At 46.2% G+C, this 19,959-nt stretch carries 19 protein-coding genes and 2 tRNA genes; 18 read left to right on the top strand and 3 right to left on the bottom strand.

From position 1 onward, the window contains the following. The first annotated feature begins 35 nt into the window (after positions 1-35). Positions 36-446 carry a hypothetical protein gene (locus RHEIN_RS17890; protein ID WP_008900390.1) on the top strand — a complete coding sequence of 137 codons (411 nt, stop codon included), beginning with the start codon at positions 36-38 and terminating at the stop codon, positions 444-446. Here RHEIN_RS17890 and yhbY read toward each other — a convergent pair. Beyond that, on the bottom strand, positions 443-739 hold the full coding sequence (gene yhbY, locus RHEIN_RS17885) for a ribosome assembly RNA-binding protein YhbY (RefSeq protein ID WP_008900389.1): 297 nt from the start codon (positions 737-739) through the stop codon (positions 443-445). The genes RHEIN_RS17890 and yhbY overlap by 4 nt on opposite strands. Positions 740-823: 84 nt before the next feature. On the opposite strand from yhbY, the gene rlmE reads away from it, so the two are divergent. From rlmE to RHEIN_RS17800, 17 genes are all read left to right on the top strand, one after another. Continuing rightward, entirely contained in the window at positions 824-1,453 is a 630-nt protein-coding gene (rlmE, locus tag RHEIN_RS17880) for a 23S rRNA (uridine(2552)-2'-O)-methyltransferase RlmE (RefSeq protein ID WP_008900388.1), read from the top strand. 81 nt (positions 1,454-1,534) lie between these two features. Beyond that, positions 1,535-3,445 (top strand): ATP-dependent zinc metalloprotease FtsH, encoded by a 1,911-nt coding sequence (ftsH, locus tag RHEIN_RS17875; RefSeq protein ID WP_040555383.1) that lies wholly within the window; start codon positions 1,535-1,537, stop codon positions 3,443-3,445. A 151-nt stretch (positions 3,446-3,596) separates the two neighbouring features. Beyond that, on the top strand, positions 3,597-4,439 hold the full coding sequence (gene folP, locus RHEIN_RS17870; protein ID WP_008900386.1) for a dihydropteroate synthase: 843 nt from the start codon (positions 3,597-3,599) through the stop codon (positions 4,437-4,439). Continuing rightward, positions 4,432-5,766, top strand: coding sequence for a phosphoglucosamine mutase (gene glmM / locus RHEIN_RS17865; RefSeq protein WP_008900385.1), 1,335 nt, complete (start codon positions 4,432-4,434; stop codon positions 5,764-5,766). The genes folP and glmM overlap by 8 nt, the downstream gene beginning before the upstream one ends. An 83-nt stretch (positions 5,767-5,849) precedes the next feature. Beyond that, the gene (gene tpiA, locus RHEIN_RS17860; protein WP_008900384.1) at positions 5,850-6,596 is read left to right on the top strand and encodes a triose-phosphate isomerase; all 747 of its coding nucleotides are present in this window, start codon (positions 5,850-5,852) and stop codon (positions 6,594-6,596) included. Then, entirely contained in the window at positions 6,596-6,934 is a 339-nt protein-coding gene (secG, locus tag RHEIN_RS17855) for a preprotein translocase subunit SecG (RefSeq protein WP_008900383.1), read from the top strand. The genes tpiA and secG overlap by 1 nt, the downstream gene beginning before the upstream one ends. A 19-nt stretch (positions 6,935-6,953) precedes the next feature. Continuing rightward, positions 6,954-7,038 (top strand) — tRNA-Leu (locus RHEIN_RS17850). 84 nt (positions 7,039-7,122) lie between these two features. Next, positions 7,123-7,199: transfer RNA gene (locus tag RHEIN_RS17845), tRNA-Met, on the top strand. Positions 7,200-7,457: 258 nt separating this feature from the next. Beyond that, on the top strand, positions 7,458-7,913 hold the full coding sequence (gene rimP / locus RHEIN_RS17840) for a ribosome maturation factor RimP (RefSeq protein WP_008900382.1): 456 nt from the start codon (positions 7,458-7,460) through the stop codon (positions 7,911-7,913). A 28-nt stretch (positions 7,914-7,941) separates the two neighbouring features. Then, entirely contained in the window at positions 7,942-9,438 is a 1,497-nt protein-coding gene (gene nusA, locus RHEIN_RS17835) for a transcription termination factor NusA (protein WP_008900381.1), read from the top strand. 26 nt (positions 9,439-9,464) lie between these two features. After that, on the top strand, positions 9,465-12,146 hold the full coding sequence (gene infB, locus RHEIN_RS17830; RefSeq protein ID WP_008900380.1) for a translation initiation factor IF-2: 2,682 nt from the start codon (positions 9,465-9,467) through the stop codon (positions 12,144-12,146). Between the two features lie 89 nt (positions 12,147-12,235). After that, complete coding sequence (gene rbfA, locus RHEIN_RS17825; RefSeq protein WP_008900379.1) at positions 12,236-12,664, top strand: 30S ribosome-binding factor RbfA; 429 nt, start codon at positions 12,236-12,238, stop codon at positions 12,662-12,664. Beyond that, positions 12,664-13,602, top strand: coding sequence for a tRNA pseudouridine(55) synthase TruB (gene truB, locus RHEIN_RS17820; RefSeq protein WP_008900378.1), 939 nt, complete (start codon positions 12,664-12,666; stop codon positions 13,600-13,602). The genes rbfA and truB overlap by 1 nt, the downstream gene beginning before the upstream one ends. Positions 13,603-13,707: 105 nt before the next feature. Continuing rightward, positions 13,708-13,977, top strand: coding sequence for a 30S ribosomal protein S15 (gene rpsO / locus RHEIN_RS17815; protein WP_008900377.1), 270 nt, complete (start codon positions 13,708-13,710; stop codon positions 13,975-13,977). Between the two features lie 324 nt (positions 13,978-14,301). Beyond that, positions 14,302-16,434, top strand: a complete 2,133-nt coding sequence (gene pnp, locus RHEIN_RS17810; protein ID WP_008900376.1) for a polyribonucleotide nucleotidyltransferase — start codon at positions 14,302-14,304, stop codon at positions 16,432-16,434. Beyond that, complete coding sequence (gene nlpI, locus RHEIN_RS17805; RefSeq protein ID WP_008900375.1) at positions 16,415-17,332, top strand: lipoprotein NlpI; 918 nt, start codon at positions 16,415-16,417, stop codon at positions 17,330-17,332. Before pnp ends, nlpI begins: the two co-directional genes overlap by 20 nt. A gap of 7 nt (positions 17,333-17,339) precedes the next feature. Next, positions 17,340-18,557 carry a hypothetical protein gene (locus tag RHEIN_RS17800; RefSeq protein ID WP_139056503.1) on the top strand — a complete coding sequence of 406 codons (1,218 nt, stop codon included), beginning with the start codon at positions 17,340-17,342 and terminating at the stop codon, positions 18,555-18,557. Here RHEIN_RS17800 and RHEIN_RS17795 read toward each other — a convergent pair. Both RHEIN_RS17795 and lipA read right to left on the bottom strand, forming a co-directional pair. Then, entirely contained in the window at positions 18,538-18,891 is a 354-nt protein-coding gene (locus tag RHEIN_RS17795) for a PilZ domain-containing protein (RefSeq protein WP_008900373.1), read from the bottom strand. The genes RHEIN_RS17800 and RHEIN_RS17795 overlap by 20 nt on opposite strands. 98 nt (positions 18,892-18,989) lie before the next feature. Continuing rightward, a complete protein-coding gene (gene lipA / locus RHEIN_RS17790) occupies positions 18,990-19,958 on the bottom strand; it encodes a lipoyl synthase (protein ID WP_008900372.1) in 969 nt (322 codons plus the stop codon). Between the last annotated feature and the right edge of the window lies 1 nt (position 19,959).

Raw genomic sequence — 19,959 nt, 5'->3', positions numbered from 1 at the left:
GGCCGCCTTATTTATCTTTGGGAACCAGACTATCTATGCAAAGAGGCCAGACAAAAGCTTATCAACTTCAATTGATAGATCGGGTACTTTGGGTGCAGGTTTTTGGCGTATCTTCAGTCTTAAGTACTGAAGAATACATCAGAGATTTTCGCGCTTTAGTCTTGCCTTTAGTGGCTGAACCCTGGGCTATAGCGCTGGATGTAAGACAATGGCAAGCCAGCCCTGCTCAAGCCCTGGAGTTGATGAAACAAAATTCGGTCTGGGCTTTTGCACATAATTTGCATCATGTCGAACTGCTGTTACCTGCGGATGAGATGCTCACCTGGCAGTATTTAAAAGCAACTGAAGTGGAAAAACCTGTGTATCTGACACGGCATATTGCAGAAAATGAAGAGACGGCCCGCTTGTCGTTGCAGGCCGCAGGTTACTTAAAAGGCGCTGATTAACCTTTTGGAATATGTAACTTTTTCTCTTTGGCAGCGCGGTAGATCACCAGAATATGGCCAATCACCTGCACTTTTTGTGCTTTGGCTTCACGCACTATGGCGTCCATGATGGCAACTTTTTCTTCGCGATCAATGCTTGGAACTTTTACTTTGATCAATTCATGGTGCTCTAACGCTAAATCGATTTCGGCCATCACACCTTCAGTTAATCCGTTGCCACCCAGTAAAATGGTTGGCTTTAACTCATGTGCTTTGGCTTTTAAAAACTGTTTTTGTTTATTACTAAGGTTCATATGTGTAGATTTTCCGTGTTGGAAAGCTTGAAATTACACTATTGTACCGCCATCTTGCTATGAAGACTATTTAAGAGTACTCAGATGACAAAGAAAAAACGTTCCGGCAGCTCGTCTCGCTGGTTACAGGAACACGTAAGCGACCCTTTTGTGCAAAAAGCGCAAAAATTAGGGTTGCGATCCCGCGCTGCTTTTAAGCTGGATGAAATTCAGGACAAAGATAAACTGATCAAAACGGGCATGACGGTCGTAGATCTGGGGTCAGCACCTGGTAGTTGGTCGGCCCGTGCTGCAGAATTGGTCGGGCAGGCTGGGTGTGTAGTGGCTTGTGATATTCTGCCAATGGACCCTTTAGCAGGCGTTGCTTTTTTACAGGGCGACTTCCGTGAAGAGGCTGTGTTAAATGCGTTGTTAGAGCGTATTGGTGGCCGCAATGTGGATGTCGTATTGTCCGATATGGCGCCGAATATGAGTGGTAACAGCACTGTGGATCAGTCCAGAAGTATGTATCTGGTTGAACTGGCGCTGGAAATGTGTAACAACGTATTGAAGAAAAATGGCAGTTTTGTGGTCAAAGTATTTCACGGAGAAGGCTTCGAGCCCTTTGTGCAGCAGGTTCGCAGTGTATTTACTACGGTACGAATTCGTAAACCTGATTCGTCCCGGGCACGATCCAGTGAGACATATATCGTAGCGACAGGCTTTAAAGTCTAGTAAAGTAGCGATAGTTTCATTTTAATGTAACTGTTTTTTCGTAACTGTTTTCGTAACTGAGAGGTTCTCACCTTGAGTGACATGGCAAAAAATCTCATCGTATGGCTGGTTATCGCCGTTGTATTGATGTCGGTATTTAATAGTTTTGGTCCTGCTGATAAAGCAGAAAAGCAAATGAGTTATACCCAGTTTCTGAAAGAAGCCAGTCAGGGCCAGATCCGCGAGGTGAAGGAACAGAAAGGCGTTATCACGGGTATAAAACGTTCAGGCGAGCGTTTCGAGACGGTGATCCCAACTGGCTATGATCCAAAACTGATTGATGACATGTACAAAAATGACATCACTTTTTCTGGCACTGCACCGGAAAGCCCAAGCATGCTGGGACAGATTTTTATTTCCTGGTTCCCAATGTTGTTGTTAATAGGTGTCTGGATTTTCTTTATGCGCCAGATGCAAGGCGGCGGTGGCAAAGGCGCTATGTCCTTTGGTAAGAGCCGTGCCCGTTTAATGGGTGAAGATCAAATCAAAACTACTTTTGCTGACGTTGCAGGTTGTGACGAAGCGAAAGAAGAAGTGACAGAGCTGGTGGATTATTTAAAAGACCCATCACGTTTCCAGAAGCTTGGCGGTAAAATTCCAAAAGGTATTTTAATGGTCGGCCCACCAGGTACAGGTAAAACCCTGTTAGCCAAGGCTATTGCCGGTGAAGCTAAAGTGCCATTTTTCGCTATATCAGGTTCTGACTTTGTTGAAATGTTTGTCGGTGTTGGTGCCAGCCGTGTGCGTGATATGTTCGAACAAGCTAAAAAGGCAGCGCCTTGTATTATCTTTATCGATGAAATTGACGCCGTTGGCCGTCAGCGTGGTGCAGGTTTAGGTGGTGGTCACGATGAACGTGAGCAAACTTTAAACCAGATGCTGGTTGAAATGGATGGTTTTGATGGTAACGAAGGTATCATTATTATCGCCGCAACCAACAGACCAGACGTATTAGATGCTGCTTTATTAAGACCTGGTCGTTTCGACCGTCAGGTGGTTGTAGGTTTACCTGATGTGCGTGGCCGTGAACAAATTCTTAAAGTGCATATGCGCAAAGTTCCTTTAGGTGACGATGTCAAAGCCAGTGTTATTGCTCGTGGTACTCCGGGATTCTCTGGTGCTGATTTAGCTAACCTGGTGAACGAAGCTGCATTATTTGCTGCCCGTGGTAATAACCGTGTTGTTGGCATGGAAGAGTTTGAAAAAGCCAAAGATAAAATCATGATGGGTGCAGAGCGCCGTTCTATGGTGATGTCTGAAGCAGAAAAAGAGATGACTGCTTATCACGAAGCAGGACACGCTATTGTAGGTTGTCTGGTGCCAGAGCACGACCCTGTGCACAAAGTCACCATCATTCCACGTGGCCGTGCTTTAGGTGTAACCTTCTTTTTACCAGAAGCTGATGCCATCAGCATCAGCCGTCGTAAACTTGAAAGTAAGATTTCAGTGGCTTACGGTGGCCGTTTGGCTGAAGAGTTGATTTACGGTATTGATTCAGTATCAACAGGCGCTTCGCAGGACATCAAATACGCGACCTCTATCGCGCGTAACATGGTGACTCAGTGGGGCTTCTCGGACAAGTTAGGTCCTCTGTTGTATGCCGAAGAAGAAGGCGAAGTTTTCCTGGGCCGCAGTATGGGCAAAGCGAAAAACATGTCTGATGAAACGGCGAGCATTATCGATTCTGAAATCAAAGCTATTATCGATCGTAACTACAACAGAGCAAAAACTCTGATTGAAGAAAACATGGATATTTTGCATGCGATGAAAGAAGCGCTGATGTTGTATGAAACTATTGATTCCAGACAAATTGATGATCTGATGAATCGTCGTACTGTGCGTCAGCCAGAAAACTGGGAACCAAAGGACAAAAACAAAGGCTCTGATAGCGATGACACCAAGCCTGTTGATGCTGTGAGTCCGTCAGAACCATCCACAGAAAATCCTCTGTAAAACTTTAGTTCTGATCAATCAAACCCCGGGAATTCCCGGGGTTTGTGCTATGTGCAGGACGTAAGGTATGTCGCAACAGTCGTCGACATCGCGCCTCAGGTGTAGTCTGGACTCTTGTTGCGGCTATTGATAAGGGTGAAGGAGTATTTTTATGGTGTTGCAATTACCCCGCAATCGTCAGTTGGATTTATGCCGTCCCAAGGTGATGGGGATTTTAAATATCACCCCAGATTCATTTTCGGATGGCGGCCGTTTTATTGGTAAAGCAGCAGCTATCGCTGAAGCACGCGCCATGCTTGCTGCTGGCGCTGCTATTTTGGATATTGGCGGTGAGTCGACCCGCCCTGGTGCACAAGAAGTACCTTTACAGCAAGAACTCGATAGAGTCTTGCCTGTGATTGAAGCCATCCGCTCTGAACTGGATTGTGTGATTTCTATCGATACCTGCAAAGCGCAAGTAATGAAAGCTGCTGTTTCTGCCGGTGCTGATATCATCAATGATATTAAAGCCTTGCTGGACCCAGGTGCTGTTGAAGTGGCTGCTGCAGCCAGAGTACCTGTGTGTTTGATGCATATGCAGGGGCAACCCAGAACTATGCAGCATTCCCCTCTTTATCAGGACGTGGTCAAAGAGGTCTGTGATTTTTTAAAGCAAAGGGCAGAGGTCTGTATCGCCGCCGGTATCCCTAAAAGTCAGATTATTCTCGATCCTGGTTTTGGTTTTGGTAAAAATTTGCAGCATAACTACCAGCTGTTAAGTCAGCTTTCAGAAGTGATGGCATTAAATTACCCTCTATTGGTGGGAATGTCGCGTAAATCGATGATTGGTCAGTTATTAAACATTCAGGCAGATCAACGTTTGGCAGGTAGTTTGGCCTGTGCCACAATAGCTGTCATAAAAGGTGCCCGCATTATCCGCGTGCATGATGTTAAAGAAACTGTACAAGCCGTGGCTGTTGCTTGTGCCACCTTATTTGGAGTAGAGCATGTCTAGGAAGTATTTTGGCACTGATGGTGTACGTGGCAAAGTGGGCGAATTTCCAATTACGCCTGAATTTGCAATGAAGTTAGGCTGGGCTGCTGGCAGGGTGTTATCTCAGCGTGGCACCAAAAAAGTATTGATCGGTAAAGACACCCGTATTTCAGGGTATTTGTTAGAAACTGCATTAGAAGCTGGTTTAGTGGCTGCTGGTGTGGATGTGCGCTTATTGGGCCCAATGCCAACACCTGCAGTGTCTTACCTGACCCGTACTTTCCGTGCTGAAGCAGGCATTGTGATCAGCGCTTCACACAATCCTTATTATGATAACGGTATTAAGTTTTTCTCTGCCGACGGCACTAAGTTACCTGATGATGTCGAGTTGGCGATAGAAGAAGCGATGGAACAGCCTATGGTGTGTGAATCGTCAGAGCGTTTAGGTAAGGCGATGCGTATCGATGATGCCGCTGGTCGTTATATCGAATTCTGTAAAAGTCATATACCAAATCATTTATCACTAAATGGTTTAAAAATAGTATTGGATTGCGCCCATGGTGCCACTTATCACATAGCACCTAACGTATTTCGTGAATTAGGTGCTGATGTTGAGGCCATTGGTATTCATCCAAACGGCTTAAACATAAATGATCATTGTGGTGCCACCCATACCGACCTGTTACAGAAAACTGTGGTAGAAACAGGAGCTGACTTAGGTATCGCCTATGATGGTGATGGCGACCGCGTGATGATGGTGGATCACACAGGCCGTGTCATTGATGGCGATGAAATTGTGTATATCATTGCCCGCAATGCACAAAAGCTAAATAAGCTGCAAGGCGGTGTAGTGGGCACTCTGATGAGCAATATGGGATTAGAGCTGGCTTTAGCTGAACTAAATATTCCATTTGCCCGTTCTAACGTCGGTGACCGTTATGTGGTTGAAATGCTGGCGCAGAAAAACTGGCGTATTGGTGGTGAAAACTCTGGTCACGTACTGAACCTGGATCATGCAGGCACTGGCGACGGTATTATCGCATCCATCCAGGTTTTAACTGCCATGCTGGAAGCGAAGTTATCCTTAGCTGACCTTGCACAGGGTATGACCAAAATGCCTCAAGTGCTGGTGAACGTTAAATTTGAGAAGGGCACAGCACCTTTAGATAATTTACATGTCAAGAAAGTGATACAGCAAGTTGAACAGGATTTGAACGGCCAGGGCCGTGTTTTGATCCGAAAATCAGGTACTGAACCCCTGATTCGTGTAATGGTGGAAGGAAGGATACAAGACGAAGTACAACAATTTGCACAAAAAATAGCCGATGCAGTGAAGATCGCCAGCTAAAAATTGCTAATTTAGCCATCAAGTCTTGTTTGGGCGGGTGAGGTTAGTTACTATCTCGCCCGTTTTACTACAGAGGCAATAACATGAGACAACGTAAGCCGTTAGTGGTCGCTAACTGGAAAATGAATGGTAACTCAGATCTGGTTCAACAGATGTCAGAAGCCTTGTCTGTGTTAAAACAGCCCCTACCTGAGATTTTGATCTGCCCACCGGTAATTCTTCTAACTGACTTTCCAAAACATCAAAATTACAAGTTGGGTGCTCAGAATGTGAGCGAACAGCAAAGTGGGGCCTTTACCGGCGAAATTTCAGCGGATATGCTACTGGCCGCTGGTGCTTCCCATGTCATTATTGGTCATTCTGAACGCCGCGCTTTGTATGGCGAGCTTGATACTGTGATCAGTCAAAAAGTGAAAGTAGCAGTTGATGCTGGTTTAACCCCAATAGTTTGTGTTGGCGAAACTCTGCAGCAAAGAGAAGAAGAAAAAACTTTAGAGGTTCTTGCACGGCAATTAGATGCGGTGTATGCTGCGCAGCCTTATTTACTGGCACATTCTGTGGTAAGTTACGAACCGGTTTGGGCCATAGGCACAGGTCGGACAGCGACACCAGAGCAAGCTCAGCAAGTGCATCAGTTTATCCGCCAACATCTGGCGCAATATGATGCTCAAGCAGCAGATGTATTAAGAATTATTTATGGTGGCAGTGTTACTGCAACCAATTGTGAAGCCCTGTTTGCAGAGGCGGACATAGACGGTGCCCTTATTGGTGGCGCCAGTTTGAAAGTGGCAGATTTTTCTGCGATTTGCACAATGGCAAAGGATTCATAATGTACGAATTGTTTATTGTATTGTATCTGTTGGTGGCACTGGCCCTGATTGTTCTGGTATTGATCCAGCACGGTAAAGGCGCAGACATGGGCGCTTCATTTGGCGCGGGCGGTTCAGCCACTATTTTTGGCTCTTCAGGTACAGGTAACTTTTTAACTCGTACTACCACTGTACTGGCGACTTTATTTTTCGCTTTGAGTCTGTTGTTAGGTAACTTAAGCGCAGACCGTGTGAAAGCTGTAGACGAATGGCAGGATTTATCTATACCAGTCGAAACTAAAGCAGCTGACGCAGTAGAAGAGAAAACGCCTGCGTCAGATATTCCCGTAGGAAACTGATCGCACCTCTGATTTTTTAGCCGAGATGGTGAAATTGGTATACACGCTACCTTGAGGTGGTAGTGCCTTCGGGCGTGCGGGTTCAAGTCCCGCTCTCGGCACCAATTTAACAAGCACAGCATGCTAAGTAGAAGAAACTAAGCTTGCGATAGTCAGACCAGGACTATATAATGTGCGTCGCTTACGGACGCGGGATGGAGCAGCCTGGTAGCTCGTCGGGCTCATAACCCGAAGGTCGTCGGTTCAAATCCGGCTCCCGCAACCAACTTCCTTACTTACTAAAGTTTTTAGATATTTTATAGATAAGTGAGTGAGTTCACCGTAAATTGCTTGAATAAGCAAATGTGTTGCCCAGGTCAAACAGTTCGCTGTGAAGCCTACAGAATTCAGGATTTTGATTGGCGATATCAAAGTCCAGTCAGCTCTAAAGTCGCCCCGAGATTTCGGGGCGTTTTTATATCTGGCGACAAGGTTGTACTACTATTCTGGGCTCTATGCCCTTTTTTTATTTCTGGAGGTCTCTTTGACTAAACAAGAACAGCAGTTAACTGAGCTGTTAACGCCAACAGTAGAAGCCGCAGGCTTTGAGCTGGTCGGCATAGAGTTCGTTCGTGCTGGACGTCACTCTATTCTGCGGGTTTATATTGACCATCAGGATGGCATTACTGTGGACCACTGCGCCACTGTAAGCCGTGAAGTGAGTGCGTTACTTGATGTTGAAGACCCTATCCCGAATGAATATTTCCTTGAAGTGTCCTCTCCTGGTTTAGACCGCCCACTTTTTACTCCTGCTCATTTTGCCAAAGTTGTTGGCCAGATCATTGAAGTAAAATTGGCTATTCCTCAGGATGGACGCCGCAAATTTAAAGGCCTGCTGACACAAATCGAAGACGATATGTTAGTAGTGGAAGTGGATGGCAAACTCTACCGTTTGCTGATGGATAACGTAGATAAAGCGAACGTAGTGCCTGTGTTCTGATACACGGGTCGAAGCGAGGCAAAATAATATGGCTAAAGAAATTTTATTAGTAGTAGACGCGGTCTCGAACGAAAAATCAGTTCCGCGCGAGAAAATTTTCCAGGCGTTAGAGTACGCGTTAGCGGCCGCCACTAAAAAGAAAAACGAAGGCGACATCGAAGTCCGCGTGACTATTGATCGTAAAACCGGTTCTTATGAAACTTTCCGTCGCTGGATGGTTATTCCGGACGATCAGGTACAAGAACATCCGTACCGTGAAATCACTTTGTCTGCAGCTCAATACGACGAACCTCACTTACAAGTGGGCGATTATGTTGAAGAGCAAATCGACTCTATCACCTTTGACCGTATCACTACCCAAATGGCGAAACAGGTCATAGTACAAAAAGTACGTGAAGCAGAACGTTCACAAGTGGTTGAAGCTTATGTGGACCAGGTCGGTGAGTTAGTCACTGGCGTGGTGAAAAAAGTAAACCGCGACAGCATCATTGTTGATTTAGGTAACAATGCAGAAGCTATGTTAGCCAAAGAAGAGATGTTGCCACGTGAGACTTTCCGTCCGGGCGATCGTATCCGTACTTTGTTGTTTGAAGTAAAACCAGAAGCCCGTGGTGCTCAGCTGTTTTTAAGCCGCACCCGCCCTGAAATGCTGATTGAATTGTTCCGCATTGAAGTGCCTGAAATCGGCGAAGAGATGATTGAAATCCGTGGTGCTGCACGCGATCCGGGTTCACGCGCTAAAATTGCAGTGAAAACCAACGATCGTCGTATTGACCCAGTGGGTGCTTGTGTCGGTATGCGTGGTTCACGTGTACAGGCCGTATCCAGTGAATTAACAGGTGAGCGTGTTGATATCGTTTTATACGATGACAACCCGGCTCAGTTTGTGATTAACGCTATGTCTCCTGCAGAAGTGGCTTCCATCATCGTTGATGAAGACAAACACTCCATGGACATCGCAGTAGAAGACAGCAACCTGGCCATGGCCATTGGTCGTGCTGGTCAGAACGTACGTTTAGCCAGCCAGTTAACTGGTTGGGAATTAAACGTGATGACAGTTTCTGCAATGAAAACCAAACACCAGGAAGAAAATGCCAAGGTGTTGGAACTGTTTATGACTGCATTGGAAATCGATGAAGATTTTGCCGGTGTATTAGTAGACGAAGGTTTCTCAACCTTAGAAGAAATCGCCTATGTACCAGTCAGCGAACTGTTGTCTGTTGATGGTTTAGACGAAGATACAGTAGAAGAGTTACGTAAACGTGCTAAAGCCGTATTAACCACACGCGCTCTGGCCAGCGAAGAATCACTGGAAGGCTCAGCGCCTAGTGAAGCATTAGTTAATCTGCCAGGTGTTGGTACCCACACAGCTTATGTGTTGGCCAGCAAAGGGGTCATCACTCTTGATGATCTGGCAGAGCTTGGGGTAGATGATTTGATTGAAATCGAAAAAATGACTGAAGAAAAAGCGGCAGAGCTGATTATGGCTGCCCGTAATATTGTTTGGTTCAGTGAAGACAAATAAGTGGGTCAACGGAGGTAAAAACTGACATGGCAGATGTAACCATAGAAAAACTGGCCAGTGACGTCAATACGACTGTTGATCGTATAATCCAACAGTTTGCGGATGCAGGCATAACAAAACAAGTCGGCCAAATGGTCAATGAAGAAGAGAAAAAAACTCTTTTGGATCACTTAAGCCGTGCCCACGGCGGTCAGCCAGCTGAACCGTCCAAACTGACGTTAGTACGTAAAGAAAAAACCACCCTGAGTGTGGCCGGTGGCGCTGGTCGCAACCGTGAAATTCAGGTTGAAGTGCGCAAGCAAAAAACTTTTGTTAAACGTCCTTCAGGCGAAGAAGCTGCAAAGCTGGCTGAAGAAGAGCGTATTGCTGCAGAACAAGCAGCAGAAGCTGCAAAACGTGAACATGAGCGTTTAGCTGCTGAGCAAAAAGTAAAAGAAGAAGCCAATCGTAAAGCGAAAGAAGAAGCTGACCGTAAAGCTGCTGAACAGAAAAAACGTGACGAAGCTAAACATGCCCAGTTAATGAAAGATGATCCGGAAGAAGCGGCTCGTCGTGCAGCGAAAGAAGAAGCTAAGGCTGAAGCTGAGCGCATCAAAGCACAACAGGAAGCTGAGCAGTTACGTAAGCTGGAAGCCGAAGCTTTACAACAAGCTGAAGCTGCACGTCGTTTAGCGGAAGAAAATGCTGAGCGTTGGGCTAAAGAAGAGACTAAACCAGCAGCAGAAGACGCTGATTATCACTTAACCAGTAATGTTTATGCTAAGGCCGCTGAAGACGAAGTGGACGCCCGTGAAGAACGTGGTGGCCGTCGTACAACGAAAAAAGCTCCTGCTGGCAAAGCTAAGAAAAAAGATGATGCTGATGATAAAGACGCCTTTAACCGCGCTAATCGTCACAAGAAAAAGAAAACGCCTGTCAGCATGCAGCATGGTTTTAACAAGCCAGCTCAGCCGGTAGAACGTGAAGTCAAAATTGGCGAAACCATCACAGTGGCTGAATTAGCTTCGAAGATGGCCGTTAAAGCTTCTGAAGTGATCAAGGTCATGATGAAAATGGGTGCTATGGCAACCATTAACCAGGTCATTGATCAGGAAACTGCAGCTATCGTGTGTGAAGAGATGGGCCACAAGTTCACTCTGACCAAAGAAAACGAGCTGGAAGAAGCAGTCATGTCTGACCGTCAGGGTGAAGGCGAGTTAGAGCCTCGTGCTCCGGTTGTTACTGTTATGGGTCACGTTGACCATGGTAAAACCTCTACACTGGATTACATCCGTAAAGCAAAAGTAGCAGCTGGTGAAGCCGGTGGTATTACTCAGCATATAGGTGCTTACCATGTAGAAACAGAACGCGGTATGGTGACTTTCCTTGATACCCCTGGTCACGCAGCCTTTACTTCAATGCGTGCCCGTGGTGCTAAAGCGACAGATATCGTTATTCTGGTGGTTGCAGCAGACGATGGCGTGATGCCACAAACCAAAGAAGCTATTCAGCATGCTAAAGCTGCTGGTGTGCCTCTGGTTGTTGCTGTCAACAAGATGGATAAACCGGATGCAGATCCGGATCGTGTTCGTAACGAATTATCTCAGTTTGGTGTTATTTCTGAAGAGTGGGGCGGTGATACTCAGTTCGTGCCTATCTCTGCAAAAACCGGTATGGGTATCGACGACCTGCTGGAAGCCATTCTGAACCAGGCTGAACTGCTTGAATTAAAAGCAGTAAGAAAAGGTCTGGCCCGTGGTGTGGTGATTGAATCCCGTCTTGATAAAGGCCGTGGTCCTGTTGCTTCCATCCTTGTACAGGAAGGTACACTGCAACAAGGCGAAATCGTACTTTGTGGTTTCGAATATGGCCGTGTTCGTGCAATGCGCGATGAAAACGGTAAAGAAATCAAAGTTGCTGGCCCATCCATTCCGGTTGAGATCTTAGGTCTGTCTGGTGTGCCTCAGGCTGGTGATGAAGTCACTGTGGTGAAAGACGAGCGTAAAGCCCGTGAAGTTGCTTTGTATCGTCAGGGTAAATTCCGTGACGTCAAACTGGCACGTCAGCAGAAGTCTAAGCTGGAAAACATGTTTGCGAACCTGGCCGAAGGCGATGTGTCAGAACTGAACATAGTTCTGAAAGCAGACGTACAAGGTTCTGTGGAAGCCATCAGTGAATCACTGAGCCGACTGTCGACTGATGAAGTGAAAATCAAAATCATCGGTAGTGGTGTGGGTGGTATTACTGAAACTGACGCTACGCTGGCAGCAGCTTCTTCAGCTATCGTTATCGGTTTCAACGTGCGTGCCGAAGGTACTGCCCGTAAGATCATCGAAGATGAGAATCTGGACTTACGTTACTACAGCATCATTTATGAACTGTTAGACGAAGTACGTGCAGCCATGACAGGTATGTTAGCGCCTGAGTTTAAACAGCAGATCATTGGTCTGGCTCAGGTTCGTGCCGTGTTCCGCTCGCCGAAGTTTGGTGCTATCGCAGGTTGTATGGTGACCGAAGGTGTTATTAAACGTAACGCACCAATTCGTGTACTGCGTGACAACGTAGTTATTTACGAAGGTGAACTGGAGTCCTTGCGTCGTGTGAAAGACGACGTATCCGAAGTACGCAACGGCTTCGAGTGTGGTATCGGCGTGAAGAACTACAACGACGTGCGTGAAGGCGACCAGATTGAAGTGTTTGAAGTAGTTCAGGTTGAACGTACTTTATAACCACCATCTGCGCTTTTAGATTATAGATACAGAGATCGGCAGGGGCTTAGGCCCCTGTTTCTTTCTGCTCAAATGTGTTGGAAAGAGTTATGGCTAAAGAATTTACCCGGGTAGACCGTCTGTCGCAGCAAATGCAGCAGGAAATCGCAGTGATTTTACAACGTGAAATCAAAGACCCACGCTTACACACTATGATTACAGTGTCTGATGTGGATGTATCGCGTGACTTATCACACGCCAAAATTTTTGTTACTTTTTTAGGCTTAGAAGCTGACAAAGTAAAAGCAAACCTGGATATTTTAAATGACGCCTGTGGTTATGTCCGCAGTCTGATTGCCAAGCGTATTCAGGCCCGTATTGTGCCAACTATACGTTTCTACTTTGACCAGTCTCTGGATCAGGGCATTCGTATGGCGAATCTGGTTGAACAGGTACGCCGTGAAGACGAGAAGCGTCGTATTGATGCAGGCCAGGAACCAGAGCGTAAACCTAAAGTCGACCAGGACGAGGACGAGTAATGGGGCGTCGTGCTGTCCACGGCATTCTGTTACTTGATAAGCCGTTAGAAATTTCCAGCAATGGTATTTTGCAGCGGGTGCGTTGGTTGTATCAGGCTGAAAAAGCTGGCCATACCGGTGCTTTAGACCCGCTGGCCAGTGGCTTATTGCCCATCTGTTTTGGTGAAGCCACTAAGTTTTGTCAGTTCTTATTAGACACAGACAAAACTTATCTGGTAACTGCCCATTTTGGTTTACGTACTGACACCAGCGACGCTGCAGGTGAAATCATCAGCCGTAAGCCTGTGGCATTTGATCAAGCCAGGCTTGAGCAGATGATGCAGCAGTTCCGTGGCCCTCAGATGCAAATTCCGACTATGTTTTCGGCTTTGAAGTATCAGGGGCAGCCGCTGTACAAATATGCCCGTCAGGGTATTGAAGTGCCACGTGAAGCCCGGCCTATCACTATCTTCCGCTTCGAGTTGCAGCAGTTTGACGGCGAATACGCCAGCTTTTTGGTGCATTGCAGCAAAGGCACTTATATCCGTACTTTAATCGACGATTTAGGTGAGGCTTTAGGTTCTGGTGCTTATGTCAGCGCTTTACGTCGTATTCATGTCGGTCCTTTTGATGCAGCGCAAATGCTGACGCAGGAACAGTTGGTGCCTTTTAATGACAAGCAGGACTGGGCTGGCTTAGACGCTTTATTGTTGCCGATGGATTTAGCCTTAACGGGTTTGCCAGAGCTCAAGCTCACTGAAATGCAGCAAAAACGTTTGGTGCATGGTCAAACTGTGTTGCTAACTGAATCTGAACTGGCTGATTTAGGCACTGGATCTGCAGATGCTATTAAGCTCTATGGCCCAGAACAGCAGTTTATTGGTGTGGCTTCGTTAGATACCGGCGTATTGTCGGTAAGACGTTTACTGAACACCAGTGCCTGGCAAACCCCAATCTAATATTTTACTACTTGTTTGTTGGGTAAAAAGCGCATAGAATGCGCGCTCATTTTCGTTGTTGCTGGATTAGTGGCCGGCACAACATATCTCTCTATTGGAGGCTCTATGTCACTAACTACAGCTGAAAAAGCGCAAATCTTAGCAGATTTCGCTGTTAAACAAGGCGATACCGGTTCACCAGAAGTACAAGTTGCATTATTAACTGCAACTATTGCTAAGTTACAACCGCACTTTGCTGACCACAAGCACGACCACCACTCACGTCGTGGCCTGTTACGTATGGTTAGCCAACGTCGTAAATTATTAGATTACTTAAAAGGCAAAGACGGTCAGCGTTACGCTACTCTGATCGAGCGTTTAGGTCTGCGTCGTTAATTCGCAGCTTATGCCTGAAAAAGCCAGTCCTCGACTGGCTTTTTTACATTTTGCTATCCTGCAAAATGCCCTGTCGGGCCAACGCTGCCGCGTTGTTCAAAAAGGTTCCTGACCTTTTTGTTATCCTTTAAAACTTAGAAAAAATTCATACCAATGCAACTTAATGCCTTCATGATGTTCTTACCGCCCGGACATGCTTAAATTTTATACCCTGCGACTCTGGTGCCAGCTATCTTTTCAGCCTTGTAACAGGCTATACTGTGCCGCGAAAAACAGACCAAAAGACTCCGCGAAAAAACGCGAAAAATAGAAAGGAAATAATCAGTGAACCCCATCGTAAAATCATTCCAGTTTGGCCAACACACTATCACTCTGGAAACCGGCGTTATCGCCCGTCAAGCTGACGCGGCTGTACTTGCAAGCATGGGTGATACCTCTGTGTTAGTCACAGTGGTCGCTAAAAAACAACCAAAACCAGGTCAGGACTTTTTCCCTCTGACTGTGAACTATCAGGAAAAAACTTATGCGGCAGGCCGCATCCCTGGTGGTTTCTTCAAACGTGAAGGCCGTCCGTCAGAAGGCGAGACTTTAACTTCTCGTTTAATCGACCGTCCAATTCGTCCATTATTCCCTGAAGGCTTCACGAACGAAGTTCAGGTTATTGCCACTGTAGTTTCAGTACAACCTGAAATTCAGCCGGACATTATCTCTATCATCGCAACTTCTGCTGCTTTGGCTATCTCTGGTATCCCGTTCAGTGGTCCATTAGGTGCGGCTCGTGTTGGTTATGTAAACAGCCAGTACGTGTTAAACCCGTCAGAAACTGAATTAAAAGACAGCAAACTGGACTTAGTGGTTGCAGGTACAGCGAACGCTGTATTGATGGTTGAATCTGAAGCTGGCGTATTGTCAGAAGAAGTGATGTTAGGCGCAGTCGTATTTGGTCACGACCAGATGCAAACTGTGATTAACGCTATCAATGAATTTGCTGCTGAAGCAGCTAAACCAGTATGGAACTGGGTTGCTCCGGTGAAAAACGCCACAGTGACCAGCAAAATTGCTGAACTGGCAACAGCTCCTGTTGGCGAAGCTTACCGTATCACTGAAAAAGCAAAACGTTACGAAGCTATTGGCGCAATCAAAGCTGAAGTCTTCGCTCAAATCAAAGCTGAATTAGCGGAAGGCGAAGGCTTTAACGAAACTGAAGCGAACGAAATTTTCCATAACCTGGAAAGCCAAATCGTCCGTAGCCGCATCATCAAAGGCGAACCACGTATTGATGGCCGTGACAACGAAATGATCCGTGCTTTAAGTGTAATGACTGGTTTATTACCACGTACACACGGTTCAGCTTTGTTCACTCGTGGTGAAACTCAGGCTTTAGTAACCTGTACTTTAGGTACTGCCCGTGATGCGCAAACAGTAGATGATTTACTGAGCGAAAAAACTGACAACTTCCTGTTCCACTACAACTTCCCTCCGTACTCAGTGGGTGAGACAGGTATGGTAGGTTCACCAAAACGTCGCGAAATCGGTCATGGCCGTTTAGCGAAACGTGGTGTAGCTGCTGTAATGCCAGATTTCAATGACTTCCCGTATACAGTACGTATGGTTTCTGAAATCACTGAATCAAACGGTTCAAGCTCTATGGCTTCTGTGTGTGGTTCTTCATTAGCCCTGATGGATGCTGGTGTACCCATCAAAGCATCAGTAGCTGGTATCGCTATGGGTCTGGTGAAAGAAGGTAACGACTTCGTTGTTCTTTCTGACATTTTAGGTGATGAAGATCACTTAGGTGACATGGACTTTAAAGTGGCTGGTACCACTGAAGGTATCACTGCACTGCAGATGGATATCAAAATCGAAGGTATCACCAGAGAAATCATGCAGATCGCTCTGAAACAAGCCAAAGCTGCCCGTATTCACATTCTGAACGTGATGGACCAGGCAATCAGCACGCACCGTGAAGAGCTGTCTGAACATGCTCCACGTATCTACACTTTAAAAATCAACCCGGAAAAAATCCGTGACGTGATTGGTAAAGGTGGTGCTGTGATCCGTCAGATCACTGAAGAATCTGGTACTACGATCGAAATCGAAGATGACGGTACAGTGAAAATTGCTGCGACTAACTCGCAAGCTGCCAACATTGCTATCAACCGTATCGAAGCTATCACAGCTGAAATCGAAGTAGGTGCAGTGTATCAGGGGGAAGTAGTACGTATTGTTGACTTCGGTGCTTTCGTTAACGTTCTGCCAGGCAAAGACGGTTTAGTTCACATTTCACAAATCTCTGATGAGCGCGTGAGCAATGTAGCTGACCACTTAGTCATTGGTCAGAAAGTTGCTGTAAAAGTAATGGAAGTAGACAAGCAGGGTCGTGTGCGTTTAAGCATTAAAGAAGCTCAGGACAAACCTGCAGCTGTTGAGTCTGCCGATGCTGTTGAAGCTCAGTAAGGTCTCTGACCTGACCAAAAGTGCAGTGCTGCTTGCAGCACTGCTGGCTCTGGGCGCTTGCGCCCAGAAACCTTCAACTGAAGTGGCTGTACTGGTGGAAAATCCACTGGAACCAGAACCGGTAGCTGTTTCATACCGCACTGAAATCGCAATAGCGCGAATTTCTGAACTGCTGACCAAAGCCGAAACCACAGATGAACAACGCGCCCGATTGTTTTACGACCGCGGTGTGATGTACGACAGTGTCGGACTACGTTCATTAGCCCGTTTTGATTTTTTGCGTGCATTACGGTTACAACCCGATATGGCGGATGCCTATAACTTTATTGGTATTCACCATACGTTAGTGGGCAACTACACCGAAGCTTATGAGTCTTTTGATGCTGCTCTAGAGCTGGCACCTGATTATGACTATGCTTATTTAAATCGGGGTATAGCTCTGCTGTATGACAGTAAAACTGCTTTGGCTGTAGGTGACTTCGAGCAGTTTTATCTGGCGAAACCTGAAGATCCATACCGTTCATTGTGGTTGTACTTTGCTGACGCCAATTTATCTGTTCCTGAAGCTCAGGCGCGTTTAGCTTTAAATCAGGCTAAATTAGATCCGGAGCATTGGGCCAGCAAGATAGTGGCTTTTTATCTGGGGAAAATCTCAGAACAAGAGTTACTGGACGCTGCCTCCACTCTGAATACGGATCAACAGCAACTGGCTGAACGTTTATGTGAAGTTTATTTCTATCTGGCCAAATGGCATCAGCAACAAAACCCAACTAAGGCGCTGGATTACTATAAAAAAGTACTGGCGACTAATGTGTATGAGTTTGTTGAACACCGTTATGCCCGTATTGAGATGAACAGATTGCGTGGTTTAGATGCCAGTGCACTTCCTGTTGAATAACAGACAGATGCGATTAAGAAAAAAAAGCCGGTTTTCTGGCTTTTTTGTTTTTAAAAATGTGCTGACGCTTTGGTTACTTTATAGTTTAGCCGGCTGTGAACCTGCGCTGGAGCATTTGCCTGAACAGCAGTTGATGGATAAAGCACAGCAAGGCCATGGTGCTGCTGCTGTACTACTGGCGAAAAAACGTCAACAGCAGGGAGACTTTCCTGCTGCACTGAACTGGTATCAAAAAGCGCTGGATGCCGGGCTGACCAATGAACTTGCTGCTTTGCTTGCATTAAAACAGCGTCAGGATGGCTTTTTAGCGACAGCAAGCTATCTTGAGCACCATCTACAGCAACAACAGAGTGTAAACGCAGCAGAGGCTGATTTAGCCGCTGATTATGGCATTTGGCATTATGCTCAGAGCCCGGCTTACTTTGCATCAAACTCAAATTCTTCCTGTAGCTTAACTTTACAGCCTGTAGTGCAATCCAAAGCGGGTAGTCGTCAATTGCAGCTGTTACAACAACAGTGGCAACAGGACCCTCAGTTTTCCTCTTTACCTGTCTGTTTTTTACCTGAAAAACGTATAAACAGTACTGACTTACAGTGCAGTTATCAGGCCGGACAACGAATTCAGTGTCACTATCAGGTATTGACGCCTGATGTGGCCAAGGGCGGATTTAGTCAGTTACTGGTGGTTGCAGGTGAAGGCACTGCCAATTACAACAATGGCATAGTGCAGCTGGCTGAAAGTAGCTCTTTTGAGGTATTCAGACACGAGTTTGCCCATATTCTGGGCTTTATCGATGAATACAGTTTAAGTGCAGAAGTGGCGCAAGCTGAGTGTCGCAGCGATAAAATCCGGCCTAATTTACTGACTGATAAAACCCAGTTGGATTTATACCTGCAGCATTGGCAATTGCAAAGGCATGATATTCAGTTACAAAAAGTGGAAAGTTGTGACAATGCGGGCGTACAGGCTTTTGCACCAGTGACAGCTATGAGTTTTATGCGCTCACACGAAGCACAAGTGCCGGACTTGTACTTTAAGCTGATGCAGAAGGTGTTGGCACAGCCAGAATTGATTATGCCTGTGCAGTATTTTTATGCTTATTTAGCCAGGCAAGAACAGGATTGGTACCATTGGCGTTTATTGATGGATCAGGCTGCTAAACAAGGTTATCCCGATGCGCAGCACTTGTTACAAGAGGCTTCGGCTATTCCGACAGCTCCGTAAGCTCGCGGCTTAATAAATCTGCATCACCTAAGTTCAGCTCAAGCAAACGGCGTAAATGGCTGGCTGAGTCGATATCAATTTTATCGCAGCGCACACCGACACAAGAGCCATTCAAATGAGCGACAGTCACATCCATAAACAAATCCACTCCCGATTCGTTTAACTGAAACTGCAGTTGGAAGCTTTGGCCTGATTGCAACGTTGTTGCTGCATCTAGCTGTAACAAAGCACCTTTCAGCGACAAATCCTGCAACTGACCTGTATAGAGAGTGTCAGCATTTTTCAGTTGTACAGGACCGGAAAATAACACCCGGCTAAAACGTCTGTTGTCCATACCAAATCCTTTAGTTCTTTGCGTTGAGCATAGTTGTTTCCGGCATGAAAAGACAGCACAGGCAGTTAAATTTAACTGCCTGTACAGTCACTTAGTTATTAGCTTACTTCCTCACCAGCTGCCTGGCGGTCGGCGTGATAACTGGATCTCACGAAGGGGCCTGAGGCGACATGTTTAAAGCCGAGCTCGTAACCAATACGTTTGATCTCATCAAATTCATCCGGAGATACGTAGCGTTTCACTGGTAAATGGTGTTTGCTTGGCTGCAGGTATTGGCCTACGGTCAGCATATCGACATTGTGAAGACGTAAGTCCCGCATCACTTCGATAATTTCTTCTGTAGTTTCGCCCAAACCTACCATCAGGCCTGACTTAGTCGACACTTCAGGATGAGCTTCTTTATAACGGCGCAGCAGTTCCAATGACCATTTATAGTCAGCGCCCGGACGTGCCAGTTTGTATAAACGTGGCGCTGTTTCCAGGTTGTGGTTAAACACGTCTGGTGGCGTTTGCGTCAGAATATCCAAAGCTGCATCCATACGGCCACGGAAATCTGGTACCAGTACTTCAATTTTGATGGCTGGGCTTTCACGACGAATAGAGCTGATACAATCGGCAAAATGTTGGGCACCGCCATCACGTAAGTCATCACGGTCTACCGAAGTGATCACCACGTATTTCAACGCCATGTCTTTAATAGTTAAAGCCAGTTTTTCCGGCTCTTCTGCGCTTGGCGGTAAAGGGCGGCCATGAGCTACATCACAGAAAGGGCAACGTCTGGTGCAAATGGCACCTAAAATCATAAAAGTTGCAGTGCCGTGGTTAAAACATTCTGACAGGTTAGGACAGGAGGCTTCTTCACACACTGAGTGCAAACCATGTTTACGCATAGCGCCTTTGATTTGTTCTATGCGGTCTGTGCTGCGTGGTAATTTGATTTTTAACCAGTCAGGTTTACGTAACAATTCTTCACGTTCAGTCGGCAATACTTTGACTGGGATCAGAGCCATTTTGTCGGCATCCCGTAATTTGACGCCTGGTTCCATACGAGCTGTTTTGATGGTCATA

Origin of the sequence: Rheinheimera sp. A13L (genome assembly GCF_000217935.1) — a bacterium.
Classification (GTDB): domain Bacteria; phylum Pseudomonadota; class Gammaproteobacteria; order Enterobacterales; family Alteromonadaceae; genus Pararheinheimera.
Note: the sequence above shows the minus strand (reverse complement) of the source record. Positions and strands in the feature narration are given on the sequence as shown.

What these genes read in the sequence shown, in the direction of transcription:
- RHEIN_RS17890 (WP_008900390.1), top strand. Translation starts at nt 36, where the DNA reads ATGCAAAGAGGCCAGACAAAAGCTTATCAACTTCAATTGATAGATCGG.
- yhbY (WP_008900389.1), bottom strand. Translation starts at nt 739, where the DNA reads ATGAACCTTAGTAATAAACAAAAACAGTTTTTAAAAGCCAAAGCACAT.
- rlmE (WP_008900388.1), top strand. Translation starts at nt 824, where the DNA reads ATGACAAAGAAAAAACGTTCCGGCAGCTCGTCTCGCTGGTTACAGGAA.
- ftsH (WP_040555383.1), top strand. Translation starts at nt 1,535, where the DNA reads ATGGCAAAAAATCTCATCGTATGGCTGGTTATCGCCGTTGTATTGATG.
- folP (WP_008900386.1), top strand. Translation starts at nt 3,597, where the DNA reads ATGGTGTTGCAATTACCCCGCAATCGTCAGTTGGATTTATGCCGTCCC.
- glmM (WP_008900385.1), top strand. Translation starts at nt 4,432, where the DNA reads ATGTCTAGGAAGTATTTTGGCACTGATGGTGTACGTGGCAAAGTGGGC.
- tpiA (WP_008900384.1), top strand. Translation starts at nt 5,850, where the DNA reads ATGAGACAACGTAAGCCGTTAGTGGTCGCTAACTGGAAAATGAATGGT.
- secG (WP_008900383.1), top strand. Translation starts at nt 6,596, where the DNA reads ATGTACGAATTGTTTATTGTATTGTATCTGTTGGTGGCACTGGCCCTG.
- nusA (WP_008900381.1), top strand. Translation starts at nt 7,942, where the DNA reads ATGGCTAAAGAAATTTTATTAGTAGTAGACGCGGTCTCGAACGAAAAA.
- infB (WP_008900380.1), top strand. Translation starts at nt 9,465, where the DNA reads ATGGCAGATGTAACCATAGAAAAACTGGCCAGTGACGTCAATACGACT.
- rbfA (WP_008900379.1), top strand. Translation starts at nt 12,236, where the DNA reads ATGGCTAAAGAATTTACCCGGGTAGACCGTCTGTCGCAGCAAATGCAG.
- truB (WP_008900378.1), top strand. Translation starts at nt 12,664, where the DNA reads ATGGGGCGTCGTGCTGTCCACGGCATTCTGTTACTTGATAAGCCGTTA.
- rpsO (WP_008900377.1), top strand. Translation starts at nt 13,708, where the DNA reads ATGTCACTAACTACAGCTGAAAAAGCGCAAATCTTAGCAGATTTCGCT.
- nlpI (WP_008900375.1), top strand. Translation starts at nt 16,415, where the DNA reads ATGCTGTTGAAGCTCAGTAAGGTCTCTGACCTGACCAAAAGTGCAGTG.
- RHEIN_RS17800 (WP_139056503.1), top strand. Translation starts at nt 17,340, where the DNA reads ATGCGATTAAGAAAAAAAAGCCGGTTTTCTGGCTTTTTTGTTTTTAAA.
- RHEIN_RS17795 (WP_008900373.1), bottom strand. Translation starts at nt 18,891, where the DNA reads ATGGACAACAGACGTTTTAGCCGGGTGTTATTTTCCGGTCCTGTACAA.
- lipA (WP_008900372.1), bottom strand. Translation starts at nt 19,958, where the DNA reads ATGACCATCAAAACAGCTCGTATGGAACCAGGCGTCAAATTACGGGAT.